The organism is Kitasatospora sp. A2-31 (assembly GCF_022288725.1).
GTDB lineage: Bacteria > Actinomycetota > Actinomycetes > Streptomycetales > Streptomycetaceae > Kitasatospora.
The window spans coordinates 132,964-145,553 of the sequence record NZ_JAKNTA010000014.1; the positions used below are offsets into that span (position 1 = coordinate 132,964).

Genomic DNA, 12,590 nt, shown 5'->3' on the forward strand with positions numbered 1-12,590 from the left:
GGCGGACCCGTGACGGGTCCGCCGGCCCCTCGGCGTTCGGCGGTCAGTTCTGCGCGGACGGCAGCGGCGTCGCCGGGGCGCTCCCCGAGGCCGGGGCGGACGCCGGGGCCGAGCCGGTGCCGCCGGCCGTGGTGGTCGCGCTCGGCGAGCCGGTCGAGGGAGCGCCCGTCCCGCTCGGCGAGCCGGTGCCGGTCGGCGTGCCGGTGCCGGTCGGCGTCCCGGTCGGGGTGCCGGTGGGCGTCCCGGTCGGCGTGGTCGTCGGCGTCCCGGTGGGCGTCCCGGTGGGCGTGCCGGTGGGCGTGCCGGTGGGCGTCCCGGTCGGGGTGCCGCTCGGCGTGGTCGTCGGCGTCCCGGTCGGGGTGGTGGACGGCGTCCCCGGGTCGGTCGGCGTGCCGGTGCCGGGAGCCGGGGTGCTCGGCGTCCCCGGGGCGGGGGTGACGGGCGTGGCCGGCGTGCCGGGCGCGGGGGTCGGCTGGTTCGGGACGGCCGGCAGCTGGGCGGCCGGCACCGGGGCGATGGGGGTGGCGGAGTCCCAGCCGGCCGGGAGGTCCGGCACCTTCCAGACGCCACCCGCCTCGTCCGGCGCGGTCTCCGGGTCGGGCCGGACGGCGCCCAGGATCGGCATCGAGCCGATCGGCGACACCTTGATCACCGCACCCGGCCGGGGCGCCTGGACGATCAGCCCGCCGCCGATGTACAGCCCGACGTGGGTGGCCCCCTCGTAGTAGACCACCAGGTCGCCGGGGCGCAGCTGGTTCAGCGGCACGTGCTGCAGCTGGGCCCACTGCTCCTGGCTGGTCCGCGGGATCGGCTTGCCGGCGTGCAGCCAGGCCTGCGAGGTGAGGCCGGAGCAGTCGAACACGTCGGGGCCGGCCCCGCCCCACACGTACGGCTTGCCCAGCTGCGCCAGCGCGTAGGCGACGGCGGCGCGGCCGGCCAGCGACGGCGTCCGCTCGCCCTTGCCGAGCGCGCCGGAGGCGAGGAACGCCAGCTGGGCCTCGTCGGCCTTGGCCTTCTCCAGCTTCTCCAGCTCGGTGCGCTGCGCGCCGGTGAGCGAGGAGACCAGCTGTTCGAGGGCGGCGAGGTCGGTGGCGACCTTCGCCTTCGCGGTGTCCTGCTGGGCGACCAGTGCCTCGGCGGCCTTCAGCGCCTCGTCGTTCTTCCGCCGCAGCTCGGTGAGCGCGTCCCGGTCGCTCTTGAGCCGGTCCAGGAACTCGGACTGCGAGCGGCTGGCGGCGGCGAGCAGCTCGGCGATGGTGACCGCCTCGTAGGGGTCCTTGGAGAGCAGCAGCTCGGCGTAGGCGGAGGCGGCGCCGTTGCGGTACTGGGCGGCGGCGAGCTGGGCGGCGACGTCGGTGCCGGCGTCCACCTGCTTCTGCTGGCGCTCCAGCCGGTCCTTGAGGTCGGCGGCCGCGGCCTGCTGCTCGGCCACCCTGGCGACGGCGGCGTTGTACTGCTCGGTGGCGGCCTCGGCGCTCGTGTAGAGCTCGTGCAGCCGGTCGAGCATCGGGCCGAGGGTGGCCTTGGCGTCGGCCAGCGGGTCGGCTCCGGGGGCGACCGTCGGGGCGGTGACGCCCGGGGTGCCGGGGCCGGGCGCGGCGTACGCGGCCTGCGCGCCGACCGGCAGCGCGAGCGCGGCGGCGGCGAGCAGGGCCCCGCAGCGCAGCGCGGCTCGCACCCACGGTCTCGTTCCGGCCGATTCCGTGTGCTTGGCAGCCCCGCCCATGGGTGTGTCCTCCCCGACCTGTCCGCTCCGGGGTCCCCGGAATCCCCGCCGATCCTGCCACGGGTTACCCGCCGGAAACAGACCGCACCAGGGCGGCTCGGTGAATTCTCGGCTCCGGTGTGAGGCAGCTCTCAGCAGAACTACGCGAACCGGGACGATCTCGGCTAATGTCCAGCTCAGCGCCGTTCAGGACATCTCCCGTCAAGGCGTCAGACACCCTAGCGACACTGACGGAACTGCGAATCCCGGCTCAGTTCACCTTCCGTTCACCGAGCCTCCCTACCGTCGCGACCGACACCAACGTCAGTGCGACAACTACGACGATTGTTTGGGTATGGAACACATCTCGTTCCTGGTGGCCGTTGTGATCATCACGGCGCTCGCCTTCGACTTCACCAACGGGTTCCACGACACCGCCAACGCGATGGCCACCTCCATCGCGACGGGAGCCCTTCGGCCCAAGGTCGCGGTCACCATCGCGGCCGTCCTCAACTTCGCGGGCGCGTTCCTGTCCGTGAAGGTCGCCACCACCATCTCCGGCGGCATCGTCAACGAGAAGACCGGCATCCACCCGGAGATCATCTTCGCCGCCCTGGTCGGCGCGATCCTGTGGAACCTCCTCACCTGGCTGAGGGGTCTGCCGTCCAGTTCCTCGCACGCGCTCTACGGCGGCCTGATAGGCGCCACCGTGGTCGGCGTCGGCGTCAACGGCGTCAACTTCGACACCGTGATCACCAAGATCCTCATCCCCGCGATCGCCTCCCCGCTGGTCGCCGGCCTGGCCTCCTGGGGCGCCACCAAGCTGGCGTACGCGATCACCCGCAGGAGCAACGGCGAGACCGTCACCAAGGGCTTCAAGACCGGCCAGATGTTCTCCTCCTCGCTGATCTCCCTGGCCCACGGCACCAACGACGCCCAGAAGACGATGGGCATCATCACCCTGACCCTCGTCTCGGTCGGCGCCCTGCCGAAGGGCGCACTGCCCCCCACCTGGGTGATCGTCTCGGCCGGCGCCGCGATCGCGATCGGCACCTACATGGGCGGCTGGCGGATCATCCGCTCGATGGGCAAGGGCCTGGCGGACATCAAGGCGCCGCAGGGCTTCGCCTCCGAGTCGGCCGCCGCCACCGTCATCCTGACCTCCTCCCACATGGGCTTCGGCCTCTCCACCACCCAGGTCTGCTCCGGCGGCATCATGGGCGCCGGCCTCGGCGGCCCCGACGGCAAGCTGCGCTGGAGCCTGGTCCGCCGCATGGTCTACACCTGGGGCCTGACCCTGCCCGCCGCCGCCACGGTGTCCGGCGCCGCCGCCTTCGTGGCCCAGCAGGGCAACTGGGGCGTGGCCGTGGTCGGCGCCGCGCTGGTGGCCGGCTCCGGTGCGATGTGGGTCCTCTCCCGCCGCCAGCCGGTCGGCGCGGACAACGTCAACGAGGTCTCCGGGACCGCCCCGGTCGACGCCGTCACCCCCGTCGCGGCAGGCCCGGCCGCCGTCCCCACCACCGCCTCGACCACGGTCGCGGCCTGAGCGCCGCCGGCCGAGGAGCACACACCATGCACATCAAGTGGAACGCCCTGGCGCAGACCGCCGGATTCAGCTTCGGCATCACCGTCGCCGTGGTCGCCGTCTTCGCGCTGGGCATCCTGGCGCTCTCCCGCCGCGAGGCCGCGCTGTCCGCACGGCGCTCGGCCGCCGGCGCCGGGGCCGCGTCCGGGGGCACCGGCAAGCTGGCCCTGGCCGGCGCGTACGCCTGCTTCGCGGTCTGCGGGGCGGCCGTCCTCTACGGGCTGTCGCTGATCGCCGGCCACTGAGCACGGCGCCGCACACGACGCCGCAGGGGCCGGGGTCGGCAGTACTCGTAGGAGTGCTGCCGGCCCCGGCCCCTGCCGCATGTCCGGACCCCGCCGGTCAGTCCTGCTGGGTGGTGCGCAGCACGGTCTCGCGGATGAAGAGCACCGTCACGAAGGCCAGCAGCGCGAACGGCGCCGCGACCAGGAAGACCACGCCCACACCGTGCCCGAAGGCGTCGGTCACCAGCGGGACGACCCGGGCCGGGAGCCGGTGCAGGTCCGGGATGCCGCCGCCGACCGCACCTGCGCCGGCCGGCAGGTGCGCGGCCGCCAGGTTCTCCGCGAGGTAGTGGCCGACCCGGTCGTTCATCAGCGCGCCGAGCGCGGAGACGCCCATCGCGCCGCCCAGGGTGCGGAAGAAGGTGACCACCGAGCTGGCCGCGCCCAGCTCGCCGTGCGGGACGGTGTTCTGCACCGCGAGGACGAGGTTCTGCATGGTCAGGCCGAGGCCGGTCCCGGTCACCGCCATGGAGACGGCGAGCATGCCGTAGGGGGTGTCGGCGCGGGCGGTGCCGAGCAGCGCGAAGCCGACCGCGAGCAGCAGGGTGCCGGCCACCAGGAAGGCCTTCCAGCGGCCGTACCTGGTGATCAGCCTGCCGGCCACGGTGGAGGAGACGGCCAGGCCGAGGATCATCGGGAGGGTCATCAGGCCGGCGACGGTCGGGGACTTCTCCCTGGCCAGCTGGAAGTACTGGCTGAGGAAGGTCGTCGCGCCGTACATCCCGATGCCGACCAGGACGCCGGCGATCGCGGCCAGCGTGACGGTGCGGTGGCGGAACAGGTGCGGCGGGACGATCGGCTCGGCGGCGCGCCGCTCGACCGCCACCGCGAGGGCGCCCAGCGCCAGCCCGCCGCCGACCATGGCGGCGGTCTGCCAGGAGAGCCAGGCGTAGCTCTTGCCGGCCAGGGTGATCCAGATCATCAGCAGGCTCACCGCGCCGGTGACGACCAGGGCGCCCGCGTAGTCGATCCGCACCCGGCGCCTGACCACCGGCAGCTTCAGGGTGCGCTGCAGCACCGCGATCGCGGCCAGGGCGAACGGGATGCCGACGTAGAAGCACCAGCGCCAGCCCAGCCAGGAGGTGTCCACGATGACGCCGCCGATCAGCGGCCCGCCGATGGTGGCCAGGGCGAAGACCGCGCCGAAGTAGCCGCTGTACCGGCCGCGCTCGCGCGGCGGGACCATCGCCGCCAGGCAGATCTGGGCCAGCGCGGTCACCCCGCCGGCGCCGACGCCCTGCAGGGCGCGGCAGGCGATCAGCTGGCCGGTGTTCTGCGAGAGCCCCGCCAGCGCCGAGGAGGCGATGTAGACGACCAGCGCGATCTGCAGCAGCACCTTCTTGCTGGCGAGGTCGGCGAGCTTGCCCCAGATCGGGGTGGAGGCGGTGAGGGTGAGCAGGGTCGCGGTGATCACCCAGGTGTAGGCGGACTGGCCGCCGTGCAGGTCGGTGAGGATCCGGGGCAGCGCGTTCGAGACGACGGTGGAGGAGAGGACGGCCACGAAGAGGCCGAGCAGCAGGCCGGAGAGCGCCTCCATCACCTGCCGGTGGGTCATGGGTCGGTCGTCGGTGGCGGCGGCTCCGGCCGCGGCTCGGACGGTGGTCGTCATCGGGGTCCTTCGGCGGGGTGCGGGCGGAGGCGGGAACGCCGGACGGCGGGCAGAATCGTTGCCTTGCGCAACCATAGGATCAGTAGTTGGCTAAGGCAACCTTCTGGGAGCCCGGGCGGCGGGGCGCGCAGGGCCGCGAAACTATTTCATGGTATGAAGTATTTGCTCTTCCCCTCCGGACACATGGACAAGGAGTCGTCTGATGACCGCCGCCGGGCAGGTACCGAGGCAGGGTCTCCTCGCCGAACTGAAGGGAGCGGTCACTCCGCGCGCCGCGCTGCTGGTGATCGCCGTGCTCCTGCTCCAGCTCGGCTTCATCACCTCGTACGTCGGCGCGCTCCACGAGCCCAAGCCGCACGAGCTGTCGATCGCGGTGGTCGCCCCGCCGCAGGTCTCCCCCAAGCTGGTCGCGGCGCTGGAGTCGGTGCCGGACGAGGCCGTGAAGGCGGTGACCGCACCGGACGCGGACACCGCCACCGCGCAGATCAAGGACCAGAAGATCTACGCCGCGCTGGTCGTGAACCCCGCCGGCACCGAGGACACGCTGCTGGTCGGCGGTGCGCGCGGCCCGTCCGCCGCCAAGGCCGCCGAGGCCGTCGTCAGCGCCCTGGAGAAGAGCCAGGGCCGGACGGTGAAGACCCAGGACGTGGTGCCGCTGCCCAAGTCCGACACCAACGGCCTGTCCTCGTTCTACCTGGTGATCGGATGGTGCGTCGGCGGCTACCTGGTCGCCTCGATCCTCGGCGTCAGCGCGGGCGCCAAGCCCGCCAACGTCCACCGTGCGCTGATCCGGCTCGGCACCCTGGCGCTGTACTCGGTCGCGGCCGGCATCGGCGGCGCGATCATCGTCGGACCGGTGCTGGGCGCGCTGTCCGGCGGGTTCTGGGGCCTGGTCGGCGTGGGCGCCCTGGTGGTCTTCGCGGTCGGCGCGTTCACCATGGCGCTGCAGTGCCTGTTCGACATCATCGGCATCGGCATCGCGGTGCTGGTCTTCGTGGTGCTCGGCAACCCGAGCGCGGGCGGGGTCTTCCCGCCGCCGATGATGCCGGCGTTCTGGCGGGCGATCGGCGCCTGGATCCCGAACGGCGCCGGGACGGACGCAGCCCGCTCGATCGTCTACTTCGACGCCACCGGGCTCACCCAGCCGATCGCGGTGCTGGTGGTCTGGGCGCTGGTCGGTGTCGGCATCACCTTCGCCGCGGTCGTCGGCCGCCCGCCGCGCCGCAGCCGCGAGCTGCTGGAGAACCGGCCGGAGGCCGCCTGAGCGCGGGTCACCCCTCCAGCCGGCCCGGGTCGGCGACGATCGCCCGGACCACGCCGACCGCGGCTCCCAGCAGGGGGCCGCGGCGGCCCAGCCGGGAGACCCTCAGCCGCTCGCCCGACCATGGGCGGACGGTCACCCGGGCCGCCAGCTCGGCCCGCATCGCGGGCAGCAGCCAGGGCGCCAGCTGGGCGTAGCCGCCGCCCAGCACCACCTCGGCCGGGTCGAGCAGGTTGACCGCCCCGGCCGCGGCGGTGCCCAGCGCCCCACCGGCCCCGGCCAGCGCGGCGCGCACCTCCTCGTCGCCGGCCTCGGCCCGCTCCGCCAGCATCGCCACCCAGTCGCCGCGGATCCCGTCCAGCCCGGCGGCCCGCAGCACCGCGGCCTCCCCCGCGTACTGCTCCAGGCAGCCGCGCGCACCGCAGGCGCAGGGCCGCCCGTCCGGGTGGACCGGCACGTGGCCGAGCTCGCCCGCGTATCCGCGGGCCCCGCGCAGGAGCCGGCCGCCGACCACGATCGCCCCGCCCACCCCGGCCTCCGCCGAGACGTGCAGGAAGTGGTCCGGCCCGCCGCCCAGCCAGAGCTCGGCCAGTCCGCCGAGGTTGGCCTCGTTGTCGGCCTCCATCGGCAGCTCCGCCAGCGCCTCCGCACCCGCGGCCCGCAGGGCGAGCCGTAGCTCCGCGGCGAGCGACACGTCCCGCCAGCCCAGGTTGGCGGCCCGCAGCAGCACCCCGCCTCCGTCACCGACCAGTCCGGGGACGGCCAGCGCCAGCCCGGCCGGGCGCAACCGCGCCTCGGCGGTGGCCCGGCGCAGCAGCTCGGCGAGGTCGGCCATGACGGCGGCCGGCCGCCGGTCCCGGTTGCGGATCTCCTGGCGGCGCCAGGAGCGGACCTCGCCGCGCAGGTCGACCACGCAGGCGCCGAGGTGCTCCACGCCGATCTCGGCGCCGAGCCCGCCCGGCCCCTCGGGGTTGAGCCCGAGCGCCGTGCCCGGCCGGCCGACCTTGCCGCTGGGCGCGGCGGGGCCCTCCTCGACCAGCAGGCCCGCGGCGATCAGCTCCTCGGCCAGCGAGGAGACGGCCGCCCGGGTCAGCCCGGTCTCGGCGGCCACCTCGGCCCGGGAGCGCGGGGCGCGGGCGATCACGCCCAGCACCAGCGCCAGGTTGGACCGGCGCATGCCCTGCTGGCTGGCGGGGCCGGCCCGGAGGCCCTCCGTGTCGCGCATCGCCCTTCACCCCGCTCGCCGCGCTCGGCTGCCGCTCCCCGGCCGTCGGGCCGGGTCGTTTGCAGCGTAACCGCGTTCGGGCGCCCGCTCCCGGTGGGGACGGCGCAGGGAGGCCGGCCGGTGCGACGTCCTGCCCCGCAGCCCGCGTCAGGGGATCCACTGCGGCTGCTCTGCCGGGGCGACGGCCGGTTCCGCGGTCCGGGTGAAGACCCAGCGCTGCATCGCCCAGAAGCGGAACAGCATGGCGACGAAGGTGCCCACCACCATCCCGCTGAGGAAGTCGGCCACCTCCTGGGTGAAGGCCGTCACCTGTGGCTCGCGCAGCTCCAACAGGTAGCGCGAGGCGATCAGCGGCAGGTCGTTGACGACCACCGCCACCGCGCTGACCAGCACGAACAGCAGCGCCTCGCGCCGCCGCCCGGTCGCCCGGAAGGACCACTGGCGGTTCAGCACGTAGGAGACCGCGGTGCCCGCGACGGTCGCGACGGTGAGCGCGACCACCGGCTTCCGCTCCAGCACGGTGAACTTCAGGGTGAAGTCGAGCACCGTGGTCAGCGCGAAGCAGAGGCCGCCGACCATCAGGAACTTCACCAGCCGGCGGTGCCTGACCAGGAACGGGCGCAGCCCGGCCGGCACCTTGGCCAGGGCCCGCTGCGTGGGGGACGGCATCTTCGCAGTGTGGCCACACCGCCCCCCACCCGCTACTCGGCGGTGATCCGCAGGACTCCGGTGGTGGTGCCCTGGTAGACCACTCCGCCGGGGGCGATCGAGCCGACCATCTGCAGGGTGTCGAACAGGAAGCCGGCCCCGGTGTAGCGGGTGCGCACCACCTCGCCCGTGCGCGGGTCGACCTCCGCGTAGTAGTACGGGTCCAGGACCGAGGTGGCCGTCGTGCCGGGGATGACGGGGTTGCGCAGCACGGTGTGGATCAGCCCGTCGGCGGTGGAGAGCCGGGGGACGGCGGCCGAGCGCACCCTGTTGTCCCAGACGAGGTCGCAGCCGGAGCCGTCGGCCCGAACGTCCACCCGGCTCAGCCCGCCCTGGAACCGGTCGGAGGAGGGCACGCTCGGCCCGGCGTCGGCGGGCAGCTTGGGGTAGGGGTAGCCGTAGGTGGAGGCGACGAAGACGGTGCTGCCGACCGCCACGGGGGAGTTCTCGCTGCCGCTGCCGCCGGCCTTCAGCACGGGGACGGAGCAGATCTGCGCACCGTCCGAGACGCGGTGGACCAGGAGGTTCACGGTCGGCGCGGCGTTGTCGACGATGGTCAGGTACTCGGTGCCGGTACGCGGGCCGAAGAAGGTCGGCGTCGAGCCGGTGCCCCAGCTGAGCTGGCCGGGCTTGCGGCCGGGCCCCCGGTCGTAGGGGCGGCGCCAGGCGATCCGCGGGGTGCCGTCGGGCGCGGCGGTGAGCAGGTAGGTGGCGTGGGTGGTGGCGACGGCGGTGCCGCCCGGGGCGGTGGAGATCGAGTTGGCGATCCTCTCCCCGGCCGGCAGGGCCAGCGCGCGGACGGTCCCGGTGCGGTCGTCCGCGGTGCCGACCACCCCGCCGCCGGTGGCGAACCAGACCCGGCCCTGCCAGTCCGGGGAGACGCCGGTGACGGCGTCCCCCTCCGGCACCGCACCGGCCAGCGGCAGCCGGCTGTCCACGGTCAGCTGCCACCGCCCCGCCGCGTCCCGGTGGTGGCCGATCCGCAGCAGGTGGCGGTCGCCGTCGACGGCGACCAGCCGGTCCTCGTGGTCCAGGTAGGCGTAGACGCCGCCGAGCAGCGAGCCCTTGGCGAGCGGCAGCTCGGCCACCGAGCCGCCGTCGGCGGGATCGAGCAGGTGGACGGTGGGAGTGAGGCCGAAGATCGTGGTGCAGAGCGCGACGGGGTAGCCGTCCGAACCGACCAGCACGGTCGGGCAGGCGGACTGCAGGGCGACGCGGTCGGAGGCGAGCGGGCCGGCCTTCGGCCCGGGCAGCGGGGTGGCGTCCGAGGAGCCGGTGTCGCCGTGCATGGTGGCGGTGCCGTCCGGCCCGGCGTAGGGGTTGTGCGGCGGCAGTGGGCCGAACGGGGTGTCGGCGTGTGCCGGGGCGGCACCGGCGAACAGCAGGGCGGCGGCCGTGAGCACGGCGGCGCGCCTGGGCAGCGCGAAGCGCATGGCGGAGTCCCATCGGGTGAGGAGGAGTGGACGGCGTGGCGGTGCACTCCACCCGGAGGGGGTTCCACGGCGCGCGGGGCGGCCGGGCGGATCACCGCGTCAGAACGCGCGGTGACAGCTCGCGGAGCACGCGTAGGCCAGGTCGACGACGAGTCGACGGCTCAGGTACGCGTGGCGATGCATGCGCCCAGGATGGACTACTGACACTTTGTTGCACAAGCCCGAAGGGGTGCGGGGAACCGCGCCCGGTTCTCCGCACCCCTTCGGGTGAACCGCCGTCAGGCGGCGACCAGCACCTCGGCCGGCTCCAGGGCCAGCTTGAGCACCTCCCGCACGTCCGAGACCGGGTGGACGGTGAGCCGCTCCAGCACCTCCGCCGGGACGTCGTCCAGGTCGGCCTCGTTCCGCTTGGGGATGATCACCGTGGTGACGCCGGCCCGGTCGGCGGCGAGCAGCTTCTGCTTCACCCCGCCGATCGGCAGCACCCGCCCGGTCAGCGACACCTCACCGGTCATCGCCACGTCGGTCCGCACCTTGCGGCCCGAGAGCAGCGAGGCCAGCGCGGTGGTCATGGTGATGCCGGCGCTCGGCCCGTCCTTGGGGACGGCCCCGGCGGGGACGTGCAGGTGCACGCCGCGGTCCCGCAGCGAGGTGACCGGCAGTTCGAGCTCGGCGCCGCGCGAGCGCAGGAAGGAGAGCGCGATGTGCGCCGACTCCTTCATCACGTCGCCCAGCTGCCCGGTCAGGGTGAGCCCGGTGCCGCCGGTCTCGGCGTCGGCGAGCGAGGCCTCGATGTAGAGGACGTCGCCGCCGGCGCCGGTCACCGCGAGGCCGGTGGCCACGCCGGGGACGGCGGTGCGCCGCTCGGCCGGCTCCTGCGCCGACTCGGGGACGTGGTGCGGCCGGCCGATCAGGGCGCGCAGGTCGTCGGCGCCGATCGCGGCGGGGAGCTCGCGCTCCCCCAGCTCGCTCTGTGCGGCGATCTTGCGCAGCACCCGGGCGATCGAGCGTTCGAGGTTGCGCACGCCGGCCTCGCGGGTGTACTCGCCGGCCAGCCGGCGCAGCGCTTCCTCGTCGACCGCGACCTCCCCGGTCCGCAGGCCGGCCTTCTCCAGCTGGCGCGGGAGCAGGTGGTCGCGGGCGATGACGACCTTCTCGTCCTCGGTGTAGCCGTCCAGCCGGACCAGCTCCATCCGGTCGAGCAGCGGCTCGGGGATGGCCTCCAGCACGTTGGCGGTGGCCAGGAAGACGACGTCGGAGAGGTCCAGCTCGACCTCCAGGTAGTGGTCCCGGAAGGTGTGGTTCTGCGCCGGGTCCAGCACCTCCAGCAGGGCGGCCGCCGGGTCGCCGCGGTAGTCCGAGCCGACCTTGTCGATCTCGTCCAGCAGGACCACCGGGTTCATCGAGCCGGCCTCCTTGATGGCCCGCACCAGTCGGCCGGGCAGTGCACCGACGTAGGTGCGCCGGTGGCCGCGGATCTCGGCCTCGTCCCGGACGCCGCCGAGCGCCACCCTCACGAAGTTGCGGCCCATGGCCCGGGCCACCGACTCGCCGAGCGAGGTCTTGCCGACGCCGGGCGGGCCGACCAGTGCGAGCACCGCGCCGCCGCGCCGCCCTCCGACCAGCCCGAGGCCCTGGTCGGCCCGGCGCTTGCGGACCGCCAGGTACTCGACGATCCGGTCCTTCACGTCGGCCAGGCCGGAGTGGTCGGCGTCCAGCACCGCGCGGGCGCCGGCGATGTCGTAGGCGTCCTCGGTGCGCTCGTTCCACGGCAGTTCCAGGACGGTGTCCAGCCAGGTGCGGATCCAGGAGCCCTCCGGCGACTGGTCGGAGGCCCGCTCCAGCTTGTCGACCTCCTTGAGCGCGGCCTCGCGGACCTTCTCGGGCAGGTCGGCGGCCTCGACCCGGGCGCGGTAGTCGCCCTCCTCGTCGGCCGGGTCGCCGTTCAGCTCGGCCAGCTCCTTGCGGACGGCCTCCAGCTGGCGGCGGAGCAGGAACTCCTTCTGCTGCTTGGCCACGCCCTCCTCGACGTCCTTGCGGATGGTGTCGTTGACCTCCTCCTCGGCGAGGTGGTCGCGCAGCAGCGTCAGGGCGTACTCCAGCCGGGCGACCTGGTCGGCCTCCAGCAGCACCTTGAGCTTCTGCTCGGCGGTGACAAAGGGCGCGTAGCCGATGTTGTCGGCCAGCTCGCCGACGCCCTCGATCTGGGCCACCCGGTCGACGATCTGCCAGGCGCCGCGCTTGCGCAGCCACTGGGTGGAGAGCGCCTTGTACTCCTTCACCAGCTCGGCGGCGCGCCCGGCCACCGGGGTGCCGACCGAGGACTCCCGGAAGGGCGTGGTCTCCACCCAGAGCGCGGCGCCGGGCCCGGTGGTGCCGACGCCGATCCGGACCCGGCGCACGGCGCGGACCAGCGCGGCCGGGTCGCCGTCGGCCAGCCGGCCGACCTGTTCGACGGTGGCGAGGGTGCCCGCCGCCGCGTACGAGCCGTCCACCCGCGGGACCAGCAGGACCTGGGGCTTACCGGTGCCGGTGGCCGCGGACCGCGCGGCCTCCACCGCCGCGCGCACCTCGGTGTCCTTCAGGTCCAGCGGGACGACCATGCCCGGGAGCACGACCTCGTCGTCGAGCGGCAGCACGGGCAGGGTGAGCGGTGTGGACGTCGATGCCATGATCTCTCCCCAGTCAGTGAACTTGAGCTGACCTGACTAAGGTTTGGCGGCCGCCGGATGTTCCCCGCCTTCTGTTCGCCATGAGCGAACGGGGACGGGCGCCCGAGG

At 74.2% G+C, this 12,590-nt stretch carries 9 protein-coding genes; 3 read left to right on the forward strand and 6 right to left on the reverse strand.

What is annotated here, in order from left to right; translation table 11 throughout:
- Window positions 1-43 precede the first annotated feature (43 nt).
- Window positions 44-1,678 (reverse strand): NlpC/P60 family protein, encoded by a 1,635-nt coding sequence (locus MCM47_RS42715; protein ID WP_308222524.1) that lies wholly within the window; start codon window positions 1,676-1,678, stop codon window positions 44-46.
- Window positions 1,679-2,060: 382 nt separating this feature from the next.
- Between MCM47_RS42715 and MCM47_RS31280 the strand changes: the two genes are divergently transcribed.
- Together MCM47_RS31280 and MCM47_RS31285 are read left to right on the forward strand one after the other, a co-directional pair.
- Entirely contained in the window at window positions 2,061-3,251 is a 1,191-nt protein-coding gene (locus MCM47_RS31280; protein ID WP_238865308.1) for an inorganic phosphate transporter, read from the forward strand.
- 26 nt (window positions 3,252-3,277) lie between these two features.
- A complete protein-coding gene (locus MCM47_RS31285; protein ID WP_238865309.1) occupies window positions 3,278-3,535 on the forward strand; it encodes a hypothetical protein in 258 nt (85 codons plus the stop codon).
- Between the two features lie 97 nt (window positions 3,536-3,632).
- Here the strand turns inward: MCM47_RS31285 and MCM47_RS31290 are convergent, their stop codons facing one another.
- Window positions 3,633-5,183 carry an MDR family MFS transporter gene (locus tag MCM47_RS31290; RefSeq protein WP_238865310.1) on the reverse strand — a complete coding sequence of 517 codons (1,551 nt, stop codon included), beginning with the start codon at window positions 5,181-5,183 and terminating at the stop codon, window positions 3,633-3,635.
- Between the two features lie 202 nt (window positions 5,184-5,385).
- Here MCM47_RS31290 and MCM47_RS31295 point away from each other — a divergent pair, with 202 nt between their 5' ends.
- On the forward strand, window positions 5,386-6,447 hold the full coding sequence (locus MCM47_RS31295) for an ABC transporter permease (RefSeq protein ID WP_238865311.1): 1,062 nt from the start codon (window positions 5,386-5,388) through the stop codon (window positions 6,445-6,447).
- A 7-nt stretch (window positions 6,448-6,454) separates the two neighbouring features.
- On the opposite strand, the gene MCM47_RS31300 is transcribed toward MCM47_RS31295, so the two are convergent.
- From MCM47_RS31300 to lon, 4 genes are all read right to left on the reverse strand, one after another.
- Complete coding sequence (locus MCM47_RS31300) at window positions 6,455-7,669, reverse strand: ROK family transcriptional regulator (protein ID WP_238865312.1); 1,215 nt, start codon at window positions 7,667-7,669, stop codon at window positions 6,455-6,457.
- Window positions 7,670-7,816: 147 nt separating this feature from the next.
- The gene (locus tag MCM47_RS31305) at window positions 7,817-8,338 is read right to left on the reverse strand and encodes a GtrA family protein (protein ID WP_238865314.1); all 522 of its coding nucleotides are present in this window, start codon (window positions 8,336-8,338) and stop codon (window positions 7,817-7,819) included.
- A 32-nt stretch (window positions 8,339-8,370) separates the two neighbouring features.
- Window positions 8,371-9,810 carry a hypothetical protein gene (locus tag MCM47_RS31310; protein ID WP_238865316.1) on the reverse strand — a complete coding sequence of 480 codons (1,440 nt, stop codon included), beginning with the start codon at window positions 9,808-9,810 and terminating at the stop codon, window positions 8,371-8,373.
- Between the two features lie 278 nt (window positions 9,811-10,088).
- On the reverse strand, window positions 10,089-12,482 hold the full coding sequence (gene lon / locus MCM47_RS31315) for an endopeptidase La (RefSeq protein ID WP_238865318.1): 2,394 nt from the start codon (window positions 12,480-12,482) through the stop codon (window positions 10,089-10,091).
- Window positions 12,483-12,590 lie beyond the last annotated feature (108 nt).